20 protein-coding genes are annotated in these 24,244 nt (G+C 61.0%); 4 read left to right on the plus strand and 16 right to left on the minus strand.

The features are described from left to right. Window positions 1-118 precede the first annotated feature (118 nt). Entirely contained in the window at window positions 119-1,351 is a 1,233-nt protein-coding gene (locus JZX87_RS24135; RefSeq protein WP_206828480.1) for an ROK family transcriptional regulator, read from the plus strand. Between the two features lie 64 nt (window positions 1,352-1,415). Next, window positions 1,416-2,342, plus strand: coding sequence for an alpha/beta hydrolase (locus JZX87_RS24140; protein WP_286195025.1), 927 nt, complete (start codon window positions 1,416-1,418; stop codon window positions 2,340-2,342). On the opposite strand, the gene msrA is transcribed toward JZX87_RS24140, so the two are convergent. The 8 genes from msrA to cobA all read right to left on the minus strand — a co-directional run bounded on the left by msrA (window position 2,339) and on the right by cobA (window position 12,883). Continuing rightward, window positions 2,339-3,010: a peptide-methionine (S)-S-oxide reductase MsrA gene (gene msrA / locus JZX87_RS24145; protein ID WP_246436462.1), complete on the minus strand. Its 672-nt coding sequence runs from the start codon at window positions 3,008-3,010 to the stop codon at window positions 2,339-2,341. The genes JZX87_RS24140 and msrA overlap by 4 nt on opposite strands. A gap of 109 nt (window positions 3,011-3,119) precedes the next feature. Beyond that, window positions 3,120-5,120, minus strand: a complete 2,001-nt coding sequence (locus tag JZX87_RS24150; RefSeq protein ID WP_206828482.1) for a CocE/NonD family hydrolase — start codon at window positions 5,118-5,120, stop codon at window positions 3,120-3,122. A gap of 148 nt (window positions 5,121-5,268) precedes the next feature. Continuing rightward, complete coding sequence (locus JZX87_RS24155) at window positions 5,269-6,906, minus strand: ABC transporter ATP-binding protein (RefSeq protein WP_206828484.1); 1,638 nt, start codon at window positions 6,904-6,906, stop codon at window positions 5,269-5,271. Then, the gene (locus tag JZX87_RS24160; RefSeq protein ID WP_148143750.1) at window positions 6,899-7,726 is read right to left on the minus strand and encodes an ABC transporter permease; all 828 of its coding nucleotides are present in this window, start codon (window positions 7,724-7,726) and stop codon (window positions 6,899-6,901) included. The genes JZX87_RS24155 and JZX87_RS24160 overlap by 8 nt, the downstream gene beginning before the upstream one ends. Beyond that, window positions 7,723-8,730 carry an ABC transporter permease gene (locus JZX87_RS24165; RefSeq protein ID WP_206828486.1) on the minus strand — a complete coding sequence of 336 codons (1,008 nt, stop codon included), beginning with the start codon at window positions 8,728-8,730 and terminating at the stop codon, window positions 7,723-7,725. Before JZX87_RS24165 ends, JZX87_RS24160 begins: the two co-directional genes overlap by 4 nt. Before the next feature lie 94 nt (window positions 8,731-8,824). Then, the gene (locus tag JZX87_RS24170) at window positions 8,825-10,414 is read right to left on the minus strand and encodes an ABC transporter substrate-binding protein (RefSeq protein WP_206828488.1); all 1,590 of its coding nucleotides are present in this window, start codon (window positions 10,412-10,414) and stop codon (window positions 8,825-8,827) included. Between the two features lie 355 nt (window positions 10,415-10,769). Beyond that, complete coding sequence (locus JZX87_RS24175; protein WP_206828490.1) at window positions 10,770-12,083, minus strand: cobyrinic acid a,c-diamide synthase CobB; 1,314 nt, start codon at window positions 12,081-12,083, stop codon at window positions 10,770-10,772. Beyond that, the gene (cobA, locus tag JZX87_RS24180; RefSeq protein ID WP_206828492.1) at window positions 12,080-12,883 is read right to left on the minus strand and encodes a uroporphyrinogen-III C-methyltransferase; all 804 of its coding nucleotides are present in this window, start codon (window positions 12,881-12,883) and stop codon (window positions 12,080-12,082) included. Before cobA ends, JZX87_RS24175 begins: the two co-directional genes overlap by 4 nt. Window positions 12,884-12,942: 59 nt before the next feature. Between cobA and JZX87_RS24185 the strand changes: the two genes are divergently transcribed. Beyond that, the gene (locus tag JZX87_RS24185; protein ID WP_206828518.1) at window positions 12,943-14,052 is read left to right on the plus strand and encodes a cobalt-precorrin-5B (C(1))-methyltransferase; all 1,110 of its coding nucleotides are present in this window, start codon (window positions 12,943-12,945) and stop codon (window positions 14,050-14,052) included. Here the strand turns inward: JZX87_RS24185 and cobM are convergent. The 3 genes from cobM to cbiE are packed head-to-tail and all read right to left on the minus strand — an operon-like array spanning window position 14,028 to window position 16,455. Then, entirely contained in the window at window positions 14,028-14,825 is a 798-nt protein-coding gene (gene cobM / locus JZX87_RS24190; protein ID WP_148143740.1) for a precorrin-4 C(11)-methyltransferase, read from the minus strand. The genes JZX87_RS24185 and cobM overlap by 25 nt on opposite strands. Then, window positions 14,822-15,208 (minus strand): cobalamin biosynthesis protein, encoded by a 387-nt coding sequence (locus JZX87_RS24195; protein WP_206828493.1) that lies wholly within the window; start codon window positions 15,206-15,208, stop codon window positions 14,822-14,824. Before JZX87_RS24195 ends, cobM begins: the two co-directional genes overlap by 4 nt. Further along, window positions 15,205-16,455 carry a precorrin-6y C5,15-methyltransferase (decarboxylating) subunit CbiE gene (gene cbiE, locus JZX87_RS24200; protein WP_206828494.1) on the minus strand — a complete coding sequence of 417 codons (1,251 nt, stop codon included), beginning with the start codon at window positions 16,453-16,455 and terminating at the stop codon, window positions 15,205-15,207. Before cbiE ends, JZX87_RS24195 begins: the two co-directional genes overlap by 4 nt. A gap of 1 nt (window position 16,456) precedes the next feature. On the opposite strand from cbiE, the gene JZX87_RS24205 reads away from it, so the two are divergent. After that, complete coding sequence (locus JZX87_RS24205) at window positions 16,457-17,224, plus strand: cobalt-precorrin-6A reductase (protein WP_246436455.1); 768 nt, start codon at window positions 16,457-16,459, stop codon at window positions 17,222-17,224. Here JZX87_RS24205 and JZX87_RS24210 read toward each other — a convergent pair. From JZX87_RS24210 to cobN, 5 genes are read right to left on the minus strand one after another with little or no spacing between them, the layout of a single operon-like run. Next, a complete protein-coding gene (locus JZX87_RS24210; protein WP_183686877.1) occupies window positions 17,188-17,952 on the minus strand; it encodes a precorrin-3B C(17)-methyltransferase in 765 nt (254 codons plus the stop codon). The two genes, JZX87_RS24205 and JZX87_RS24210, sit on opposite strands and share 37 nt — an antisense overlap. Next, complete coding sequence (locus tag JZX87_RS24215; protein WP_183829463.1) at window positions 17,949-18,704, minus strand: precorrin-2 C(20)-methyltransferase; 756 nt, start codon at window positions 18,702-18,704, stop codon at window positions 17,949-17,951. Before JZX87_RS24215 ends, JZX87_RS24210 begins: the two co-directional genes overlap by 4 nt. Further along, on the minus strand, window positions 18,701-19,330 hold the full coding sequence (locus JZX87_RS24220; protein WP_206828495.1) for a precorrin-8X methylmutase: 630 nt from the start codon (window positions 19,328-19,330) through the stop codon (window positions 18,701-18,703). Before JZX87_RS24220 ends, JZX87_RS24215 begins: the two co-directional genes overlap by 4 nt. Further along, window positions 19,327-20,718 carry a precorrin-3B synthase gene (gene cobG, locus JZX87_RS24225; RefSeq protein WP_206828496.1) on the minus strand — a complete coding sequence of 464 codons (1,392 nt, stop codon included), beginning with the start codon at window positions 20,716-20,718 and terminating at the stop codon, window positions 19,327-19,329. The genes JZX87_RS24220 and cobG overlap by 4 nt, the downstream gene beginning before the upstream one ends. Then, the gene (gene cobN / locus JZX87_RS24230; RefSeq protein WP_502711337.1) at window positions 20,715-24,224 is read right to left on the minus strand and encodes a cobaltochelatase subunit CobN; all 3,510 of its coding nucleotides are present in this window, start codon (window positions 24,222-24,224) and stop codon (window positions 20,715-20,717) included. The genes cobG and cobN overlap by 4 nt, the downstream gene beginning before the upstream one ends. Window positions 24,225-24,244 lie beyond the last annotated feature (20 nt).

Raw genomic sequence — 24,244 nt, forward strand, 5'->3', positions numbered from 1 at the left:
CAATCGTCAATAATCGCGAAAGAAAATCTCCTGTCAATAATTAATTCCGATTGAATTATTTATTCTGCCTTGTCATGCTATGTCCAACGTGAGAGAGCGGAGGCAAGGGAGGTGCTGGATGTCGATCACCGATGGCCCGCTTTCCGGGCCTGTTTCTTCTGCCGGTTTTTCCGGCGGTTCCAACCAGACGCGAGTGCGCGCCTATAACGAGCGGCTGGTCCTGTCGCTTGTGCGGCTGCACGGTGCGCTGTCGAAGGCGGATATTACCCGGCTCAGCGGTCTGTCGGCACAGACGGCCTCGGTCATCATGCGTGCGCTTGAGAAGGACGGCCTGCTTCTGCGCGGCGAGCCGGTGCGGGGCCGTGTCGGTCAGCCCTCCATCCCGATGCGTCTCAACCCGGATGCCGTTCTGTCCTTCGGGGTTAAGATCGGCCGCCGCAGCGCCGATCTGGTGCTGATGGATTTCGTCGGCAGTATCCGCAAGCGCTATCACGAGACCTATGCCTATCCGCTGCCGCAGGAGATCCTGCGGATCATCACCTCGGGCATTGCCGATATCGAGGCGCAGATGAGCGGCGAGGAGCAGGCGCGGATCGCCGGCATCGGCATTGCGGCTCCGTTCGAGTTGTGGAACTGGGCCGACGAGATCGGCGCGCCATCAGGCGCCATGGAGGTTTGGCGCGGCTTCGATCTCCAAGCGGAAGTCGCATCGCGCGTTACTCACTCCGTCTATCTGCAGAATGACGCGACAAGCGCCTGCGGAGCGGAACTGGTATTTGGCGTCGGCCCCACCTATCCGGATTTCATCTATCTGTTCATCGGTTCGTTCATCGGTGGCGGCATCGTATTGAATTCGAGCATTTTTTCGGGCCGCACCGGCACTGCCGGTGCCGTCGGGCCGCTACTAGTGCGGGGCAGGAATGGCGAAAATCGCCAGCTTCTCGATATCGCCTCGATCTTCGTACTGGAGAACATGCTGAGAGATCGCGGCATCGATCCGCAGCCGCTCTGGTATTCGGCCGATGACTGGGTCGATTTCGGCCAGCCGCTAGAGCTCTGGGTCCAGGCGACAGCTGCCGCATTGGCGCAGGCCATCGTCGCGGCCGCTTCGATCATCGATTTCGGTGCGGCGGTCATCGATGGTGGCTTTCCGGGCTGGGTGAGGAAACGCATCGTCGATGCGACGATCGAGGCGGTTGCCCGGCTCGACCTTCGCGGTGTCGTCATTCCCGATATCATCCAGGGCAAGGTCGGATCGCAGGCGCGCGCGATCGGTGGCGCCAGCCTGCCCATCTTCGCCCGGTACCTGACGGATCAGTCGGTGCTGCTCAAGGATTTCAACGGAGAGTGAGAGCCGTTCTTACTCTTGCAGCATACCGTCATCTTGCCTAGCCTTTGGTCCTCGGAGAAACAGGATGAATGAGGCCATGGAGACCAGCGAGACACATTCGCCGATGCCGAGCGAGCCGGGTATTCTTGAGTTTCTCGATGTCTGCAACAGCTTTTATCCCCCCGACGCCGTGAATGCGCCGATTGCGCAGCAGCGCGTCTGGTATGATGCGCTCTGTGCCCGTTTCGACCGGCCGCTGCCCAAGGGGATGATCTTTCAGGATGAGGTTTTGTTCGCGCCGATCCGGCGCTACCGACCTGCGCGTCTCACTACGAAAACCGTTTTGCTCTATCTGCATGGCGGCGGCTTTGTCGTCGGCTCTCTGGAGAGCCATCATGCGATCTGTGCCGAGATTGCCGAGTTTGCCCAAGCGGAGCTCATTTCTGTCGATTATCGTCTCGCGCCGGAACACGTCTGGCCTGTTCAGACGGATGATTGTTACGGCGTGCTGAAGCAGCTTATCGGGCAGGGTAGCAAGATCGTGGTGATCGGTGACAGTGCTGGCGGCAATCTTGCTGCCGGCCTCTCAATTCGGGCGCGTGACGAAAACCTTCCCGGCATTATAGGTCAGGTGCTCATTTACCCCGCGCTTGGCGGCGATCTTGTTTCAGGTTCGTATCGAGAAATGGCGAATGCGCCGGGGTTGACGACCGCCGATGTCGCCTATTATCGCGCAGTGCTAAAAGCGCCGGAAATTGAGCCGGTGGCGCATCCGCTTCTATCAAGCGATCTTTCCGGGCTTCCGCCTGCCTATATCACCGTGGCGCATTTCGATCCGCTGCGTGATGATGGCCGGCTCTATGCAGCGCGGCTGAACCAATGGGGTGTCTCCGCAAGCTTTCGCGACGAGCCGCAAATGGTCCACGGATGGCTTCGCGCCCGGCATATGAGCGAGGGCGCACGAGACGGTTTCAACACGCTGTGCGAAGCGATCCGAGCGTTTGCCGCCTAGGTCTTCGCCTTGGAGACAAGTACCGGATTGGCCCTGAAGGCTGCCGGGAAGATAGTCTTCAGATTATCGATCTTCGGCATGTCGTTATAGACGATATAGGGGTGGTTCGGATTGAGCGTCAGGAAATCCTGATGGTATTTTTCTGCCGGATAAAAGCCTTCCAGCTTCGAAAGCTTGGTCACGATCGGCGCATGAAACAGCCCGGTTCTGTCCAGCTGGGCGATGTAGGCTGCGGCAACTTTCTGCTGTTCAGCGCTGGCGGTGAAAATCGCTGATCGATACTGCGTGCCCTGATCTGGCCCCTGATAATTCAGCTGGGTCGGGTTATGGGCGACGGAGAAAAACACCTGCAGCAGTGTGCCGTAGCTCACCTCGTGCGGATCGAAGGTCACTTCCACCGCCTCCGCATGGCCCGTCTCGCCCAGGCTGACGGTCTCATAACTGGCCGTTTCTTTCGCGCCGCCGGAATATCCCGAGACCGCGTTCTTCACGCCCTTGACATGCTGGAACACGGCCTGAACGCCCCAGAAACAGCCGCCGGCAAAAACTGCGGTCTCGCTGCTCCCCTTGGCTGCCTCATCAATGGCGGGAGCCGGGATAACCACTGCCGCTTCTGCCGCAAATGCGGATGTTGCCGGAGCGGCAAGTAGCAACAAGGCGAATGTCATTCCAAGGTTTTTGCGCGCAAATATTGTCATGGCAGCTTCTCCAGTTGCCATGACTGTGTTCCTCGTAAAGCTTTCGGTCAACTCACATCGATGTGGCGAACGTGACCGTCTACATGAGGTCACGCGGTATCGCTTTCTCGAATGTCTTTTCGAAGATCTGCTTTTCCCCGTGATAGGCCAGAACCTTGGCGCTTATCAGCCAATCATTGTCTGTGCAGGCTATATTGGCGGTCGACACAGTACGTATCGACCAGTTGGAGCGGCTCATGTCGCAGGTCCAGACGCAGGCTCCTGTCATAGACAGCGGATCGTCCGGGTTGATTGACCAGGTTTCCTCGCGGCGCTGGCGGGTTGCAAGACCGGTGCCAGGATGTTCGAAAAGCCCGGTATCCTCGGTAATCTCATAGCGCGTCTGGTTGGCAGCAAGGTCGCGGGTCACGCTGCGGCGCGTTTCAGCCGGTGCATGTTCGATATATTTCGGCAGCGGATCCGGATTGTCCGGCTGCTTCATCTCAAAGGTCTCATGGCGCCCAAGAAGCGGCATGGCGAGGCCAAGCGAAGCGATGTCGATCGTCACGCCGGGATCGACCGGCGGCGGTAGAACCATCGGCCAGTAAGAGGTTGAAATCGATAGCCGGATTCTATGCTCTTTGCCAAAAAGATAACCGCAGGCATCGAGTTGAAGCCGGATCGTTACCGGCTCGCCGGGCGTGAGCGGCTTCGGGTTCTCGTTGCCGTCACGATGGGCAAGGTTGATGACGCTGAACGAAACGCGTGTTGCGGTGCCGTCGGGATGGATGTCGACGATGCGGGCGCAGAGATTGGCAAGCTCGGCATCGGCGTGCAGCGTCAGCGTGATTACCGGGCGACCGAGATAGGTTTTCGACTGCGCCAGCGGTGCCGTCTCAAAGGTCAGCGAGCCGGCATCGTCGCCCCTCTGGTCGCCCGCCATTTCCGCATCCGGTTTCAGTGTGAACCATTCACCGGCGGCTGTTCCGGTGTCGAGTGGGGATTTCAGATAAACGTTATGCTTCGGCGCATGGGGGATAGGCATGCCTTCAAGCAGTGTTCCGAACTGATCGACATAGAAACACTCGGCTTCCGGTGCGCTCCAGCGGTCTTTCGAGATCCAGAAACCCGGATCGGCATCACGTCTGACAGCCGGCTTCGGACCGTCGAGAATATAGGCACGCATCTGCGGCAGCTGGTCGATGCCGTTGTTCTCGCCGCGCAGCCAGCGGTTCCAGAAGGCGATGGCCTCGCCAAGGAAATCGGCGCGTGGTTTTGGCCAGGCAAAATGCGGGTATTTGTGGACCCATGGGCCGACAAGCGCCTTGGCCTTTTCGCCCAGTCCCTCGACCGCCAGAAACGGGGTGTTGCGATAACCATCGGCCCAACCGGCAATTACCAGAGCCGGGATTTCGAAAGCGGAATAGTCCTCGCAGATCGAACCGTGTTTCCAGAATGCATCGCGGCGCTGGTGAGAGAGCCATTCCTCCATGAAGAAGGGTTCGTTTTCCAGCCGCTCCACCCACATGTCGAGCCAGCGGTCGCCGACGATTTCCGGATCGGGCGAGCGGGATTGGTAGGCAAGCATGGTTGCCGCCCAGGAGAGTTGGGCCGAGAGATGACAGCCATTCTTGTAATGGATATCGTCATTGTAGCGATCGGTAGTGGAGGCTATCGAGATCACCGCCTTCAAGGCTGGCGGGCGAAGCGCTGCGACTTGCAGGCTGTTGAAGCCGCCCCAGGAGATACCCATCATGCCGACCGAACCGTTCGACCAGGGTTGTTCGGCAATCCAGGCGATTAGCTCGCAGGCATTCGCCAGTTCCAGCTCGGTATACTCGCCGTCGATCACCCCGTCGGATTCGCCCGAGCCGCGGATATCGACACGCACTCCGGCAATACCTGACGCGGCAAAGACCGGATAAGTGGATTCGTCGCGCGGGCTGGTTCCGTCGCGTTTTCGATAGGGCAGGAATTCGAAGACCGCCGGCACCGGATCGGCTTCTGTTCCATCCGGCATCCAGATGCGGGCGGCAAGCCGGGTCCCGTCCTTCAGCCTGATCCACTGGTTTTCGATAACGGTGAAGGGGCGGTCGTTCATCTGTTAAGATCCTAAAAGCAAACTCTTTGCGGGATTTTACCCCTCCCCTTCCCCCTCTCGATGGTGGAGAGGGAAACGAGACGTTGGTACCTGCGTCCTCGCCCCGTTTACGGGGAGAAGGTGCCGGCAGGCGGATGAGGGGCAGCTCTCAGTTTCCGGCGCTTTCCATGCGCCGCGTGGCAAGCACCTTTTCCAGCCAGCCGAGTTCCATTTCGGGCACGGATTTGAGGAGAAGGTCTGTGTAGTCGTCGAAGGGCGGCGAAAGTGCCTGGGATTTCGGGCCGAAGCGGACCAGCCTGCCGCGATGCATGACGGCGACCGAATCGGCTATTGCCTTCACGATGGCGATGTCATGGGTGATGAAAACATAGGAGAGCTGCTGCTCTTCCTGCAGTTTCATCAGCAGCTTCAAAATGCCTTCGGCGACCAACGGGTCGAGCGCCGATGTCGGCTCGTCGCAAAGAATCAGCTCCGGTTTCGCCGCAAGCGCACGGGCAATCGCCACACGCTGCTTCTGCCCGCCGGAAAGCTCTGCCGGATAACGATCGATGAAACCGTTGCCCATTTCGATCTGTTCGAGCAGTTCTCTGACGCGGGCGGTCTTTGCAGCACCTCTGAGGCCGTAATAGAAGGTCAGCGGCCGGCCGATGATGTCACGCACCGTCTGGCGTGGGTTCATTGCCGTATCGGCCATCTGGTAGATCAGCTGGATACGGCGAAGATCGTCTTTCGGGCGGTTCTTCAGTGTCAGTGTCAGCGGCTTGCCGTCGAAAGTGATCTTGCCTTCGCTCGGCCTCAGAAGGCCGGTGATGACACGTGCCAGCGTCGACTTTCCCGACCCTGATTCGCCAACGATCGCCAGTGTCTGTCCCTTGCACAGATGCAGCGAGACGCCGTGCAGAACCTTGAAGCCGTTCGAATATTCCGCGCTGACTTTATCCACTTTCAGCAGCGGGTTGGACTGGTCCGCAGCCTCCTCGCGTGCTGTCTGGCGCACGTTGACCAGCGCTCTTGTATAGTCCTGCGTCGGTGCCTCGATGATCTGCTGTACCGAGCCGTATTCCACCGTCTTGCCATGGCGGAGAACCATGATGTCGTCCGAAATCTGAGCGACCACCGCGAGATCGTGGGTGATGTAGAGCGCAGCCGTATCGGTTTCCTCAATCGCATGTTTGATCGCGGCCAGAACATCGATCTGCGTCGTCACGTCGAGCGCCGTTGTCGGTTCGTCGAAGACGATCAGGTCAGGGTTGGAGCAGAGCGCCATGGCGGTCATGGCGCGTTGCAACTGCCCGCCCGAAACCTGATGCGGGAAACGATCGCCGAAGGTCTCGGGACTTGGGAGGCCCAGTACCTGGAAGAGATAGAGCGCCCGCTGGCGCGCCTCCGGCTTGGTCATCAGGCCGTGCTTGACTGTCGCCTCGATTACCTGGTCGCCGAGCCGGTGGGCCGGGTTGAAGGCGGCAGCTGCAGACTGCGCCACGTAGCAGATACGGGCGCCGCGCAGTTTTCTGATGCCGCCCTTGCCGAGTTTGAGGATGTCCGTGCCATCGAGTTTCACCTCGCCGCCTGTGATTTCGGCGCCGCCGCGGCCATAGGCGAGGGCGGAGAGGCCGATCGTCGACTTGCCGGCTCCCGATTCGCCGATCAGGCCCAAAACCTTACCCTTTTGCAGATCGAAGGAAACGCCGTCGACGATGGTGATCCGTTTCGGCTGTTCGCCGGGCGGATAGCTGGTTGCTTCGATCTTCAGGTCGCGGACGGAAAGAAGATGGGTGTCAGGCATCGCCACGGCCTCCCTTCAGGCTGGAGGTTCGTTTCAAGAGCCAGTCGACCACGAGGTTGACGCAGATGCAAAGTGCCGCGATCGCCGAGCCGGGTACAAGCGCTGCGGGGATGCCGAAGATGATGCCGTCCTTGTTGTCCTTCACCATGCCGCCCCAGTCTGCTGTCGGCGGCTGTATGCCGAGGCCGAGGAAGGAAAGGGTAGAAAGAAACAGGATGGCAAAGGCGAAGCGCAGACCGAATTCGGCCAGAAGCGGCGAGAGCGTGTTGGGCAGGATCTCGCGAAAAATGATCCACATCTTGCCTTCACCGCGCAGTTTCGCCGCCTCGACAAATTCCATCACCGCGACATCGAGCGCCACGGCGCGGCCGAGACGGTAGACGCGGGTGGAATCAAGTACTGCCATGACAAGGATCAGCACGAACAGGTATTGCGGCAGGACGGCCAGTACGACGAGCGCGAAGATCAGTGTCGGGATCGACATCATCAGGTCGTTGAAACGGGAGAAGACAGTGTCGATCACCCCGCCGGAGACCGCCGCGATGAAGCTTAAAATGATGCCGAGCGAAAACGAGATCACGGTCGCCGCCAGCGCCACGAAAAGCGTCGTACGGGTGCCGTAGATCAGCCGCGAGAGGATGTCACGGCCGAGATTGTCTAGGCCGAAGAAGAACTGGCCATCCGCCACCTGCCAGACGCCACCGACGACTTCGGTTTCGCCATAAGGGGCAATCAGCGGGGCGAAGAGGGCGCAGAAGATGGCGAGTGCAATGCCGAAAAGGCCGATCCAGGCGGTGATGGGGATTTCTCTCACTCTCATCGCGGATGCCTCAATCTCGGATTGGCGACGATCGCAAGAATATCGGCCAGCATGTTCAAGAGGATGTAGACGGCCGCAAAGATCAGGCCGCAGGCCTGCACGACCGGCATGTCGCGCACCGTCACCGCATCGACCATGTATTGGCCCATGCCCGGATAAACGAAGACTACCTCGACGACTACGACACCGACCACCAGATAGGCGAGATTGAGCGCCACGACGTTTATGATCGGGGCGAGCGCGTTGGGGGCGGCGTGCTTGACGATCGCTCGCCAGCTGGAAAGTCCCTTCAGCTCGGCCGTTTCCATATAGGCGGAAGACATGACGGAGAGGATGGCCGCGCGCGTCATCCGCATCATGTGAGCGAGAACGACGAGAACCAGTGTTGCCGTTGGCAGCGCAATCGTCTGGATACGTTCGAGGAAGCCCATGCCCTCGTAGACTGTCGCCGGGAAGGTGGCGATACCGAAATTGACGGCGAAATAGAGGATCAGCAGGTAGCCGATGAAAAATTCCGGCAGCGAGATCGCCGCCAGCGAAATCACATTGATGATCTTGTCGGGCATCCGGTCACGGAAATGGACCGAGAGCATGCCGAGACAGATCGCAAGCGGCACGGCGATGATGGCGGCAAAACCGGCAAGGAACAGTGAGTTGCCAAGTCGTTTGCCGACCTGTTCGGAGACCGAATTGCGGCTTGCCCAGGAGGTGCCGAAATCACCTTGGACCACACCGCCCAGCCAGTCGAAATAGCGGGTGACGACAGGGCGATCGAGGCCGAGTTCGGCGCGGATGTTGGCGATCGTCTCCGGGGTGGCCGATTGGCCGAGATAGGTGGAGGCGAAATCGCCGGGCAGAGCTTCCACACCGGCAAAGATCAGCACGGAAACGGCAAAGAGAAGAACGAGCGAGAGAAGAAAGCGCTCGAAGATAAGGGTCAATAGCGGAAACCGCTCCCTCAGGCTGCGGGCAGGCGTGCCGCCGGCCTCTGTGGAATTTGACATCTGGCGCGATCCCGTTTCCGAAATGAAGGAATGGGATCGCAGGCGCTGACCTGCGATCCATGTTCATCGGTGGGCAAGAGCCCTTTTTCAGGGGTCAGGCGTCGAACCAGACGCGGCTGGCGACATAGCCGTTGGACATGTCGTTGCCGATATCGCTGACATAGCCCATCAGCTTCTTGGTGCCGGCATTCACGAAGTCGTTGAACATCGGCAGAATCGTGCCGCCTTCGTCACGCACCAGCATCGCCATTTCGCGATACATGTCCTTGCGCTTCTTCTCGTCCAGTTCGCCGCGGGCCGAGATCAGCAGCTTGTCGAATGTCTCGTTCTTGAAGCGGGTGTCGTTCCAGTCGGCGGTCGAAAGATAGGCGCCAGAATAGAACTGGTCCTGGGTCGCGCGGCTGCCCCAATAGGAGGCGGAGAAAGGCTGCACGTTCCAGACGTTCGACCAGTAGCCGTCACCCGGCTCGCGCTTGATCTCGATGTCGATGCCAGCTTTCTTAGCGCTCTGCTGGAAGAGCACGGAGGCGTCGACGGCGCCCGGGAAGGCGACTTCCGAGGTGCGCAGAAGCACGGATCCACTATGGCCGGACTTCTTGTAATGGAAGGCCGCCTTGTCGGGATCGTAAGATCGCTGCTCGATGCCTTCGGGGAAGAGCGCGTAGGTGTCGTTGATCGGGAAGTCGTTGCCTACCTTGCCGTAACCGCCGAGAATGCGCTTGACCATTTCCTCGCGGTCGATCGCGTATTTCAGCGCCATCCTGAGGTCGTTGTTGTCGAACGGCGCCTTGTCACAGTGCATGATGAAGACATAGTGACCGCCGCCTGATGTCGTCAGCAGCTGCACCGTCGGGGCGCGAGTCAGAAGCGGTACGGTCTTCGGATCGACGCGGTTGATGAACTGGACCTGACCGGACGAAAGTGCCGCAATACGGGCCGTCGCGTCGTTCATCGTGATAATTTCGACTGAATCTACATAACCACGGTCGGAGCGCCAGTCATTCGGGTTTTTCTCGAAGGTCATGCGAACGCCGGGTTCGAAGCTCTTCACCTTGTAGGGGCCGGTGCCGACGCCTGCCGTCGGCTTGTCGATGCCGCCATTCGGCTGGATGACGAGGTGATAATCGGTGAAGATTGCCGGCAGGTCGGCATTGCCGCTGTCGAGTGTGACAACTAGATCACCGCCCTTGTTTTCGATCGAGGTGATCGACTTCATCACGCCGGCTGCACCGGATTCGGTCTTCGAGTCGCTGTGGCGTTTCAGGGTGGCCACAACGTCGTCGGTGGTCATTTCCTTGCCGTCGTGGAACTGCACGCCCTTGCGGATCTTGAAGGTCCAGGTCTTGGCGTCGGCGGAAGGCGCCCAGGATTCGGCCAGCGACGGGATCGGGGCCCGGGTTTGCGGATGTGTCTCTACCAGCGTGTCACCCCAGCTGCGTACGGCAGCGAACATGACTTGTGAGGTTGCCTTGGCGGGGTCGATCGAGTCTGTGGCTGCGCCGCCTTCGAGGCCGAGCTTCAATGTGCCGCCCTTCTTGGGCGTCTGGGCTGCGGCGCTGGTGGCGAAAAGATTGCCAGCTGCGGTCAGCGTCAGGCCGGCGGCCATGGCGCGACCAATGAATTCGCGGCGGTTCATGCCGCCTGCCGTAACGCGTCCGGCCAGATACTTTGTGAAGTCGTTCATTTCCCTTGTTCCCCTTTATCCGATGCAGATTTCTGTTCTTGTCATCGACACCCGCTCGTCCGGTTTCCTCTTCCGTGGAGAGGCGTGTTTCATGCTGTCGATCGTGGGAAATGGTTCGGTTGCCGCCGACATAACTTCCTTTCTTCTGCAGTCTCCCGCTCATCTGCGTGAGCTTATCTGCCTCGGGAAAATCTGCTCTGTGATCGAAGGCCCGTTGAGGCTTGATGAATGGTAAGGGCGCGGTGTCGCGCGGGTGAGCCTTCGCTACGACATTAAGTGCCTTTGATGCGACACATTTGGCAACCTCCCATGGGTTGCGAAAATTCGACACCTGTCAGGCAGGTGCCCAATAGGCTCAATCGCGCGCTATTGCATGGAAAAATGCGCCGGTCACACGACCTCGTTTTCCACCCGATGGGCCTATTTCGACGCCGCGGCCGTCTGCAATCATGGCGAGAGGTTGGTCGTTTCCAGCATCGATCACGCGTGCGTAATGGAATTCATGGCCACGGATCAGGTCGTTGGCCGAACCGATCGCAGAGTGGCCCAGCAGGCGTGCCTGGCGGTAGCCGAGATTCATCTTGCGCTTCGCAAAGCTCGTGGCATGGGAGAGAAGCCCGGTCATGGCGTGGGTCACCCCGTCGGCATCCTGCAGCGCCTCGCCGAGAACCATGTAGCCACCACATTCGCCGTGAATGGGTTTTGTTTCCGCGAAGCTTTTCAAACCCGCCTTGAAATTGTGGGCTGTTGCCAGCCGGCGGGCATGCAGCTCGGGATAACCGCCCGGCAGCCAGCAGATGTCGCAATCGGCTGGCGGCGCTTCGTCGGCAAGCGGCGAAAAGGTGATGATCTCCGCCCCCATGGCGCGCCATTGCCGCTTGATATGCGGGTAGAGGAAGGTGAAGGCCGCGTCGTCGGCAAGCGCAATCCGCTGGCCCGGTGGTGGAAGCGCCTTTTCGGTTGAACCTGACGGTATGTCGAATGGTTTTGCGGCGGCAAAAATCGCATCGAGATCGAGCGAGCGCTCCATCGCATCGGCCAGACGATCGAGATGGGCATCCATTTCCGGGTGTTCGCTCGCCTGGACGAGACCGAGATGGCGTTCCGGCAGTGTCAGCGTCGGATCACGCAGCACCGTGCCGACAACCGGCAGGCCAAGCGCCTCGATCGCGTCGCCGGAAAGCTTCTTGTGTCGCTCGCTGCCGGCCCTGTTCAGCACGCAGGCGGCCATCTTCACATCCGGGTCGTAATGCATGAAACCGCAGGCGATTGCCGCCGCTGTCTGGCTCTGGCCGGAAACGTCGAGTACCAGAAGCACAGGCAGGCCGAAAAGCCGGGCCAGATCGGATGCGGCGCCGGAACGATTGGGTTTGGTGACAATGCCGTCGAACAGGCCCATGGCGCTTTCGATCAGGATCAGTTCGGCATCATCCGCGTGTTCACGAGCTAGGTGGCGCAGAAGATCGGGCGCCATAGCCCAGCTGTCGAGATTGAGGCCGGGCAGGCGGGTTGCCGCCTCGTGGAAACCGGGATCGATATAATCCGGCCCGGTCTTGATGCCGCGAACCTTAACGCCGCGCCGCTGAAAAGCCCTTAGCAGGCCGATCGTGACGCTTGTCTTGCCGGAGCCTGAGCGCGGTGCGCCGATGATGAGCGCGCGGGCGGTCATGGGTTCTTGCCCGAAAGAACGGCCTGCCCGGATAGGACAGCCTGCATGGAAACGATCCTGCCGATGACGATCAGTGCTGGAGCGGCAAAATTCTGGCGCTGGACTTCTTCCTCGACAGTGGCAAGTGTTGCTGTCATCGAGCGTTCGTCCGGCGTCGTTGCGGCCATCAGCACGGCAACGGGCGTGTCGGCGGCAAGGCCGCCTTCCATCAGCAGTCGGGCAATCGTGCCGATCGTGCTGACGCCCATATAAACGACGATGGGCTCGCCGGTTTTTGCAAGCGCCTTCCAGTCGAGATCCCCGGGTGTTCCGGCGGCATGGCCGGTTGCCAGCGTGATCGAGCGGCTAATGCCGCGCATGGTAGCGGGAATGTTGGCGGAGGCGAGCGCCGCCAATGCGGATGTCATGCCGGGCAGCACGCGAAAGGGAATGTTTTCCTTCACCAGCGCTTCAGCTTCCTCGCCGCCCCGGCCGAAGATGAAGGGATCGCCGCCCTTCAGCCGCAAGACGCGCTTTCCCGCCTTTGCCAGTTCGATCAGTTTGGCCGTGATATCGTCCTGCGCGACGGAAGGCTTGCCGCCACGCTTGCCGACGAAGATCAGGTCTTTTGTCGTCGCCAGCGCCAGCACGCCGTCAGAAACCAGCGCATCATGCACGATCACATCCGCCTTTTTCAGCGCATCCGCCACTTCCAGCGTCAGATAACGAGGATGACCCGGTCCGGCACCCGCCAGCCATACGTGGCCCGGGGCAAATTCGGGGGCATCAACGATCGTTTCCAACAACTCATTCACGGACATATTCAAACCTTTTGCCGGCCGGTGGCGGCCGGGCTATAGAAACGGCCATGGAAGCGGCCATTGAAACAGAAAGCAAGAACCTGCGTCGTGGATGGACGACGGGCACCTGTGCGGCGGCAGCCAGTAAGGCCGCCTGTCTTGCGTTGATGACCGGCGAATTTCCGGCCTTGGTCGAAGTGACACTGCCCGGCGGCCAACGCCCGGCCTTCGCTCTTGCGATGGAAGAGAAGGGCAGCGGATTTGCCAAGGCTGGTATCGTCAAGGATGCCGGCGACGATCCCGATGTCACCCATGGCGCGCTGATCATGAGCACCGTGCGCCGTGGATTGCCCGGCTCCGGCATTACCTTCAAGGCGGGACCGGGCGTCGGCACCGTGACACGGCTTGGCCTGCCGCTGCCGCCCGGTGAGCCATCTATCAACCCGGTTCCGCGCAAGATGATTGCTCAGTCGATTTCCGAGGTTTGCCATGGCGAGCGGGATTTCGAGGTCGAGATTTCCGTTGCCGATGGCGAGAAGATCGCCGAGCGCACCCTCAACGGTAGACTTGGAATCCTTGGCGGCATATCGATCCTCGGTACAACCGGCATCGTCATCCCGTTTTCCTGCGCTTCCTGGATTCATTCCATCTGGCGTGGCATCGATGTGGCGCGCGCCGCAGGGCTTGATCACATTTCCGGCGCCACCGGCAATGTGTCCGAAAAGGCGGCGCAGGCCCATCATGGCCTGTCGGAGATCGCGCTGATCGACATGGGCGATTTCGTCGGCGGCATGCTGAAATATCTTCGCAGCCATCCGGTGCCGAAGGTGACGATTGCCGGCGGCGTCGCCAAGATGACCAAGCTTTCTCAAGGCATGCTCGATGTGCATTCCAAACGCGGGCTTGCCGATCTCGAGGCTCTGGCCAAGGTTGCGGCCGAAGCCGGCGCGGAGGCCGATCTCGTGGCGCGAATTACCGCGGCCAATACCGTGTCGCACGCCTTCCAGCTCGCCGATGACATAGGGCTTCCGCTTGGCAACCGCATCGCTGCACTCGCCTGGAAAACGGCGGCCAAGGCACTGCATACGCCAGATATCGCTCTGGAAATCCTGGTCTTCGATCGACAAGGCCAGCTTGTCGGCAAGACGGAGTTCACCCCTTCCGATCATTCCGAACCCTTATCGGCGTGATCCTTGCTGAACTGATCCCAGCCGGGGCGAAAACGCCTTACATAGTCGGCATTGTATAGCTGGCTCTCGACAAAATCGGACGCGCCCAGGCCTTTGCCGATAAAGATCAGTGCCGTGCGTTCGGCCGGCTCTTCCGCCAGTTTCGCCTCGATATCGGCGAGCGTTCCGCGGATGATCCGCTCTTCCGGCCAGGAGGCGCGTACGACAATTGCCACCGGGCAATCTGCGCCATAAAGCGGCGTCAGTTCCTCGACGATTTTTTCCAGTGCATGGATGGCGAGATGGATCGCCAGCGTTGCGCCTGTCGCTCCAAAGGCCTTCAGTGTTTCGCCTTCCGGCATTTTCGACGCGCGGCCGGAAACGCGGGTGAGTACGAGGCTCTGGGCCACTTCCGGGATGGTGAGTTCACGCTTCAGTGCTGCCGCTGCTGCGGCGAAGGAGGGCACGCCCGGCGTCAGCGTATAATCGATACCGTGTTTTTCCAGCCGACGGATTTGTTCGGCGACCGCGCTCCAGACGGAGAGATCGCCGGAATGCAGCCGCGCGACGTCCTTGCCCGCCTTGTGGGCGGCAACATATTCGGCTTCGATCTCGTCCAACGACAAGGAACCGGTATCGACGATGCGCGCATCTTTCGGGCACCAGTCGAGCAGTTCCTTGGGCATGATCGAGCCGGCATAAAGGCAGACCGGCGCGCGGGCGAGAATATCACGACCGCGCACGGTGATCAGGTCTGCTGCACCCGGACCTGCACCGATGAAATGGACGGTCATGCTTGTTCTTTCATTTCTGCCAGCGCGCAGGTGGCGCCCTGCGATATCAGCCTAGGCACGATGATCTCTGATTTTTCGCCCGCAGCTGCCAGCGCGGCAACCTCCGAAAGGCTGGAGGACAGCGTTTTCGCAAGGCTGTGCCGTGACACGGTTTTCGTTCGCGGTTCTGCGTCCATCAGTGCATCGTCCGCCACGATATGGAGCGGCAGGCCCAGCATCTCGGCCAATTGCAGAATGCCGGCTTCCTCCCGCTTGATCTCGCCGGTTGCGAGCGCCGAGATGGATTCACGTGAAATTTTCGCTTCCATGCAGGCGGCATCGAGCGCCGATAGAAGCTCATCGCGCGTGCTGCCCTTGCGGCAGCCGAGACCGGCAACGATCATAATTGCATTCCTTTTGTCCATGTCCATTGGGTCACCGGCATTGCCGGCTTCCAGCCCTGCATCGCGCCGACCGGTGCTGCGCGTGAAACTTCCATTCGGATCAGGTTGCCGCCGAGTCTCGCTTGTGCCGCCAGCAGTACGGTTTCCATTTCCAGCGTCACGGCATTGGCAACCAACCTGCCGCCGGGCTTCAGTGCCTCTAAGGCTGCGTCGAAGACGCCTGGTTCGCTGCCTCCGCCGCCGATGAAGATCGTATCGGGTTGCGGGAGATCGTTCAGCGCGGACGGCGCCTCTCCTTCGACCAGAACCAATCCCGGAACGCCGAAACGGTATGCATTGCGCCTGATCCGCGCGGCGCGTTCCGGATGAGCTTCGATGGCAATCGCTCGCATCGACGGGTCAGCCAGCATCCATTCTATGCCGATCGAACCGGAACCGGCGCCGATGTCCCAGAGCAGTTCACCAGGCCGCGGGCTGAGCGCCGACAGCGTCAGCGCCCGGATTTCCCGCTTGGTGATCTGTCCATCGTGTTCGAACAGCGCGTCGTCCAGTCCGAAACCACGCGGCAGGATGCGCGCATCGGCACTTGCAACCACCTCGATGGCCACGACATTGAGGACATTGATATCCTGCAGTGCGAATTCTGCGGCCTTGCCGGCGCGCATCGTCTCGGCCTCACCGCCCATCGCTTCAAGCACTGTCATTCCGGATCGACCAAACCCGCTTTCCGTCAGCAGTTCCGCCAGCTCCCGAGGGCCTTTTTCGTCGGAGGTCAACGCGATGATCCGCCGGCCGGGATGTAATAGCGGGCGGATCAGATCGATCGGGCGGCCGTGCAGGGAAACGGTTTCGATATCCTGTAGTGGCCAGCCAAGTCGTGAAGCCGCCAGCGAGAATGCCGAAGGCGATGGGTAGGTGGTAAACTCATCGGAGCCGATGTGACGCGACAGGGTGACGCCGGCGCCGTAAAAGAACGGATCGCCGGAGGCGAGCACGCAAACCTTTTGCCCTCTCAGTGCCACGACATCGCGCATCGCTGCATCGAACGGCACCGGCCATGGCCGCGCCTCGCCGGTTACCAGCGGCGTTGCAAGCTCCAGATGCCGTCTGCCGCCGAAGACGACCGAAGCGCAGGCGATCGCATCCCTGGCGTTTTCGCCCAGCCCTTTCACGCCATCCTCGCCGATCCCGACAATGGACAGCCAGCGGCTTTGGTTTAAAGCTTGTTTCTCTGATTCAGGAGGCAATTTGACCTACTCCATCCTCATTCTGGGAGGTACGGCGGAAGCCAAGGCGCTCGCCGCCCAGCTTTCGACGAGCCCCGATTACGATATTCTGCTCTCGCTTGCCGGCCGCACCAAGGCCCCGGCCGAACAGCCCGTGCCGGTTCGCATCGGCGGCTTCGGCGGTGCCGGAGGGCTTGCCGCATTTCTTCGCGAAAAGAACGTGGACCTGCTGATCGACGCGACGCATCCGTTTGCGGCAAACATTTCCCGCAACGCTGCCGAGGCGGCGGCGCTGGCGGGTGTCGATATTCTCGCTTTGCGCCGTCCGGTATGGTCGCGACAGAAGGGCGATCACTGGCAGGAGGTCACCGATATTGCGGCCGCCGTCCAAGCCCTCGACATTGCTCCGCGCCGGGTTTTCCTGACGCTCGGCCGGCAGGAACTGCTGCCTTTCGAAGTGATGCCGCAGCATTCCTATCTGGTGCGCAGCGTCGATCCGGTCGATCCGCCGCTGAAGCTGCCGAACGTGTCTTATATCACCGCGCGCGGTCCGTTCTCCGAATGGGACGAGACCCAGCTGCTTGAACAGCATGCAATCGATCTTATCGTCTCGAAGAATAGTGGCGGTGTCTCCAGCGTCGGCAAGATCAGCGCTGCCCGACGGCTGGGCATCGAGGTCGTGCTGATCGAACGCCCCCGTCTGCCGGATGTGCCATCGGCCAGAAGCGTCGAAGAGCTTGCCGGCATGGTGCGTCACTGGAAGCTCTCCCGCAGAAAACGGGGCGAATAGACAATCGGCCTCTGACCAGTCCGCTCGATAAGCCTCGTCTCGGCCGTGCCGACGATCACGCAGGTCGCCATGTCTGCCATATCGCCTTCAGCTTCTTCGAGCGGCACGATGCGGATCGCCTCGTCGGGGCGGCCTGCTGCACGGCCGAAGATCACCGGCACCGAGCCGGGCAGATGGGCGCGCAAAATGTCGAAAGCCTCGCCCAGCTGGTGCGGACGCGCCTTGCTGATCGGATTGTAGAAGGCCATGACGAAGCCCGCCTTCGCAGCCGCCACGAGACGTTTCTCGATGATCGCCCAGGGTTTCAGGTTATTCGACAGTGATATGGCGCAGAAATCATGGCCCAGCGGTGCACCGGCCTTGGCGGCAACCGCAAGCATCGCAGTAACACCCGGCACGACGAACAGCTCGATATCACGCCATTCGGCCGGGCCGTCGTCGATCGCTTCGCAAACTGCGGCCGCCATGGCAAACACGCCCGGATCACCGCCGGAAACAACGCAGACCTTACCGCCCTTGGCCGCCATTTCCAGCGCTGCTTTGGCGCGCGTCAGTTCTTCGCGGTTGTCCGAGGCGTGGCGGCGTTGGTCTGCTCTGAGGTTCAGCCGGTCTATATACGGGAAATAGCCGAAAAAGTCGGTGGATGCCGTAACTGCCGCGAGAGCCTCCTGGGTCATCTGGTCGGGATTGCCGGGGCCGAGGCCGACAACGGTCAGCGACCCGGTCATTTCTTTTCCCCTTGCGGTCTCGTGGTCCAGCCGGGAACGAGTACGATGGAGAAATAGGGCGCCGGGCTTTCGTCGCGCGTTTCCAGTCGCTCGGCCGCTCCGTTCGCCATCGTGCCGCGCTCGACATAAAGTGCGCCGGAAAGCTTTCCGACCGATGCTAGGGCGCGGCGGATTTTCGGCAAGTTACGGCCAACCTTCATAATCACGGCGCCATCCGTAACTGCGAGCCGTTCCGCGAGCTTTTCTTCCGGCAGCGTGCCGGGCAGCACGCTTAAAATGTCGTCGCCCTGCACCAGCGGCAGGCCGGTCATCGACCAGCAGCCGGACATGGCGGTAACACCTGCGATCACGTCCGCCTGATAAAGATCCTTCAGCCGCAGATGCAGGTGCATGTAGGAACCGTAGAAAAGCGGATCGCCCTCGCTCAGCACGGCAACATTCTTGCCGGCATCGAGATAGGCGGCGATCTCTTCGGCCGAGCGATCGAAGAAATCGTTGATCGGGTTCTTATAGTCGTCTTCGTCCTTGTGGGTCTCGATTGTTACCGGATAGACCAGCGGCAATTCGATCGTGCCGGGGCGGATATGCGCCTCGACGATGGTGCGGCCATTGCCGGTCGAGCCCTTCTTGCAGAAGAAGGCGACGACATCGGCCTCGTTGATGGCGCGAACCGCTTTCAGAGTCATCAGTTCCGGATCGCCCGGACCCGTACCGACGCCGGTGAGTTTGCCCTTGATGATGGCGGCGTTCACAGTCCTGACCTCGCAAGCGCGTTAACTGCGGCGGCGGTCATAGCCGAGCCGCCCATGCGGCCGCGCACCACGGCATAAGGAATGTCGTGGGTGGATTCCACCAGCGCTTCCTTGCTTTCCATCGCGCCGACAAAACCGACCGGCATGCCGATGATCGCGGCCGGGCGCGGTGCACCGGCATCCAGCATTTCCAGCAATCGAAACAGTGCCGTCGGCGCATTGCCGATGGCAACGACCGCGCCTTCCAGCTCGTCCCACAGGTCGAGAGCGGCTGCCGAGCGGGTGTTTCCGATGGTTTTTGCCAGTTCTACGGTGCGACTGTCGCGCAGAGTGCAGATCACCTGGTTTTCCGCCGGCAGTCTTGCGCGGGTCACGCCATGCGCCACCATTTCGGCGTCGCAATAGATCGGCTTTCCAGCTCGAAGGGCAGCGCGTGACGCCTCGACGAAATCGCTCGAGAACCGGAAATGCTCTGCCGCCTCGACCAGCCCGCAGGCATGGATCATGCGCACGGCGATATCGGCCTGTTCCTCGGTGAAGGCGGAAAGATCGGCTTCCGCGCGAATGATCGCGAATGACTTTTCGTAGATCGCATCGCCTTCGCGGATATAGTCGTAACTTGTCATGGTCGTCCTGTGGCTGCCGCTTCCAGCCGGTCTGAACCGATCCGGGCAAGGCACGCGGCTGAGTTTTCGCTTGGCCGTCTTTCCGATCTGACGAGATCGGCAAGGCGGCGAAGCATGGCGTTGGTATCGGCAAAGCTTGTCAAAGCAAAGGGTTCGTCTGCAGCTTTTCCCTGCGCAATCAGAGAAACGTGATCAGCGGTGCCGCAAAGGGTAAGCGCTGCCGGTTGCGGATGGGCGCAGCCTTTCGGGCAACCGGTGACATGCAGCTTGAAAGAACCGTCGAGCAGATCGGCGCATTCGGCGGCCGCTGCTGCGGCAATCTCGTGAGTGGCGATCGTCGCCGAAGTGCAGGCGGGGCTGCCCGAGCAGGCGGCGATATGGCCCCGCGGATCGGTGGCAGAGATGATGAACCCGTTGCTGTCGGCGAAGTCCCGCAATTCCCGGCAGGCGATCTCGGTGCCAAAGAAGAGCAGGGAGTGATCAAGCGCTGGTTTGAGCGATTTTATTCCCAGGCGGGCGGCTTCGTTACAAAGCGCGATCAGATGTTCCGCCTTTGCCTGTCCAAAGGCGGGGCCGACGCCGATGGCGTGGAGATTATCGGAGAGCACAAACAGCTCGAACGGCGATGTCGCTGCATTCCCGGTCGTCATGCTCGGGCTTGTCCCGAGCATCTGCAACGGATCATCATTCTCGACGTCAGCAAATCCTTGGGGCAAGCCCGAGTATGATGATAGGGTGCGGGGCGCCGCTTCGCTCACCAGCAGACCGCCAGCCAGATCCCGTCCGCGCGCCTTGTTTCCCAAGCTTGCGAGACGTTTCAGCAGGTCGATTACCGTGTCGACAACAAGTGTTTCACGTAAAACATTGAAAACGTGAGTGGATTGTTCGGTGCCTCCTAAAAGCAACTTCCAGTCGTATTTTCCGACCGCGATAAGACGGATGTCGGCAAGCAGGTCCGAGAGCCGTAGAAGTCCTCCGCCATCGACCACAACGGCCATTTTAGGTGCCAGTCCGGTAATGCCGCGAGAGGCTTCTCGAATGGCCTCTGCCAGCGGTCGGGGATCGGCAATTTCGCTATCATCCATACCGGCAAGCGGTGGAACTTCGACGGTAAGACCTTCGCGAAGCGGTAGGTTCATCGCGCGCGCATCGGCATCCAGACGCGGCGCGGACATCTCGCTCAAGCCACGGACCTGAAGATTGCCGCGGGCGGAAATGTCGACCGTGCCGTTGCCATGCTTCAGCGCCAGCCGGCAAATATCCGCCAGTTGTTCGGGCGAAATCGCTTCGATCAGCGAGATGCGCGCCAACAGGCCGTCGCCGGTCGTCATCGGGGCCGAAAGGGCAGGGCAGGCACCGCGTTGCAGAGTGAGGGGGAGCGCCGTCATGCGACCTCTCCCGTCAGCATCTCAAGCTCGGCATCGACCGCATTTCGGCGCGGATGCCATAGCCCGCGGTTCAGCGCCGAGCGGAAACGCTCGCCCATATAGCGCGCACCTTCCGGGTTCTGCGTCAGCAGAAATTCTCGCACGATCTCATCACCCAGATAGGCGTCATAAGTGGCGTCGATCAGGGATTGCGGAATGGCGTGGGTCGTTTCGGCAAAGCCGATCAGTCGGTCGACCGTTTCCACCAGTTCTGCCGCGCCGCGTGGGCCGTGGCGCATCTGGCCGGCGATGAAGCGCGGATTGATAGCCCGCGCACGGACAACCCGTGTGACGGCTTCGGAAATCGAGCGTGCTTTCGGTTTTGCGGGATCGGTCGTATCGAGCGCAATCACGTCCGCCTTGCCGCCAAGCGCTGCTACCGCTGCGGAAAAACCGCCGATAAAGGCAACGTCGGCCGAACCGTCCAGAAGATCGCGGCCGGGATCGTCGCCGGTATGGACGAGCAGGTCGGCATTGCCGATCCGTCCAGCAAATTCGCCGGGCACATGACTCGCCATACCGTCGGCACCGCCGAAAGCATGGCTGGTGGCGTCGAGATAGATGCGCCCCAGCTCTTCCCGCTCGCCCCACGATCCATCGGCAAGTTTTTCCTCGATGCCGGAGCCGTAGGTGCCGGGCGCCGAGCCGAAAATGCGCGGCGGAACCGCGCCTGTTTTCTGGGCTTCTTCGGCCAGCGGGTTGTCTCCCGGTGCTTCTTCGCGCGCGGCAATCGCCCGCATGGCGGCATTGAGCAGGGCGATCAACGCCGGGAACATGTCGCGAAACAGGCCGGAAATCCTGAGCGTCACGTCCACACGCGGGCGGCCGAGCTGCGCCGGGGGCAAGACCTCGATACCGGTCACACGACCTGTAGCCATGTCCTGAACCGGCCTTGCGCCCATCAGCGCAAGAACCTGTGCCACTTCTTCGCCGCCGCTTCGAAGCGAGGCGCTGCCCCAGAGATCGAAAACGAGGTTTTTCGGCCAGTCGCCATGGTCCTGAAGATAACGGCGCAGGATTTCGTCGGCGGCACGTTTGCCAAGCTCGAAGGCGGTCGGCGTCGGCAGGGTGCGCGGATCGCTGGCAAAAAGATTGCGCCCGGTCGGCATCACATCCCGGCGGCCGCGGGCCGGCGCACCGGAAGGGCCGGGGCGGATATGCCTGCCATCCAGCGCATCCAGCAGAGCCTGCTTTTCCGTCCCGGCACTGGCAATCCGCAGCGGATCATCGTCGCCCTTGGCCACTTCGCCGAAAATATGCTGGCCGTCCTTGATCGCAAAGTCCTTGAGATCGCAAAGAAACGCATCGATCCGGGCAAGCGCGGTATCCGGGTCGTCGTCGCGGGAAACGCCGGCATCGGTGGCAATCGTCGTGTCGCGGGCCGCATCGACGATCAGTTTTGCCAACCGGTCACGGCGGCGGCGGTCGAGGCCATCGGCCTGGGCATATTCGTCGACCAGCAGTTCAAGCTTCTTCTCATCGTCCGAAAGACCGGCGCCGGTCAGAACCGGGGGCAGGTGGCCGATGGTGACAGCGGAAATCCGCCTTTTGGCAACGGCTGCCTCGCCGGGATTGGAGACGATAAAGGGATAGATCACCGGCAGGCCGCCGGTCACCAGTTCCGGAAAACAATCTTTCGACAGCGCCACCGTCTTGCCCGGGAGCCATTCGAGCGTGCCATGTGCGCCGACATGCACGATCGCATGAGCGCCAAGGGCGTGGCGCATCCATTGGCCGAAGGCGATCAGCGCATGGCGGGGCGGCAGGTCAGGGCTGTGATAATCGGCCCGGCGATCGGCGTTGCGGCCGCGATCCGGCGCCAGCGCCACGGTGACATTGCCAAACTGTGTGGCGCGGAAGCGGTATGCGCCATTTTTCAGATCCGCGTCGTCTTTCGCATCGCCCCATGCTTCGCTGGCACCTGGTGCTGCGACGTAGTCGCGAAGCGGTAAGGAGCCAGTTTTCCGATTAAGACGATCAAGGAGGTCGCGGGGCGTGTCGGGAATATCGGCAACCGAATAGCCGGCGAGCGAGAGTTCGCGCAGCATGGCAAGCACGCTTTGCGGTACATCCAGCCCGACGGCGTAACCGGTGCGGCCCGGCGCGCTCGGATAATCCGGCATCAGGATGACGATTTTTCGCTCATGGCGGCTCGTCATCTTCATCCGCAGGAAGGCTGCGATCCGCTCGGTCACCTGTTCGACGCGGTCAGCTTCAGGGCTGTTGACGAGTTCGGCCGAGCCGCTGCCCTGCTTGAAGGAGATCACACCGGCCAGAATGCGGCCATCGAGTTCCGGCAGGACGACATGCATAGCAAGGTCGGCGGGATTCAAGCCACGCCTGCCCTCGATCCAGCCTTCGCGGCGGGTGGTCGCGACAACGATCTGGAAGACCGGAATGCCTGACTTATCGAAAATCGTCTCGTTGCTGTCGTCGGTGCCGCTGGCAAAAGCGGTGGTCGTCAGGATCGCGGCGGGCTGAAGCTCGGTTATCGCCTGTTCGATAAAGGTTATCGCCTCGGCATCCTTCAGGCCGCTGACAAAGAGCGGCACGGGGGCGAAGCCGCGCGCGGCGAGCGCTTCAAAGAGTGCATCGATCGGTGCAGCGTCATTGGCGAGCAGCATGGACCGGTAGAACAGGATCGGCAGGCGCGGCGCATCCGGTGAAAATCCGGCCATAAGGTCTCGTCGGTCAACGATCCCTTTTCCAGGGCGATAAAAACCGGCCTTCGGCATCGCAATTGCACGCGGAATCTCATCCGCCCCGCCGCTTGCCAATGCTCCCAGTCGCTGCACCAGAACCCGCATATTGTCCGGTCCGCCCTCGCGAAAGCAGGCGAGAATGCCGGCAAGATTTGCCTCGGAAACCGTCGAGGCGGCGGCCAGCCGTTCGTCACGCATGCTGCATTCGCCGGGCAGCATGGCGAGCGCGATCTTTCGGCGTTTCGCCAGCCGCGACAATTCCTCGACGCCATATGCCCAGCGGTCGTAACCGCCGAGAATGCGCACGAGGATGACCTTTGCATGGGCCGCCGTCTTTTCCAGCCACAGATCGGCGGACATCGGGTGGCGCAGGTCGGAGAGGTTGGTGAGGGCGAGCGATGGGCTGTTGGTGTTGCCCGAGGCTTTACCCCCCTCTGGCCTGCCGGGCATCTCCCCCACAGGGGGGGAGATCGACTCGCGGCGAGGTTCCGCTCTATTCAATTGTTGAGGATTTAGCGGTGTTGCTACGTCTTGCTGATCTCCCCCGTTGTGGGGGAGATGGCTGGCAGGCCAGAGGGGGGTATCAAGGCCACGAGCCTCAGCCGTATTCCACGCGCCACGGTCAACCGCCTCCCAAGCCGCCGCAATCCCGTTCAGATCGCTGCCGGAAAAGGACAGCACCACCACATCGGCCGGTGACTGGTTGAGGTCTACCGGTTCGATAAGGTCGTCGAGCGACGACGATGTGGTGGCGAGTATGTGCATCCTTTTCCTCGGCCGGTGGC

The sequence above is a fragment of the Agrobacterium sp. Ap1 genome (assembly GCF_017313375.1).
Lineage (GTDB): Bacteria > Pseudomonadota > Alphaproteobacteria > Rhizobiales > Rhizobiaceae > Neorhizobium > Neorhizobium cellulosilyticum.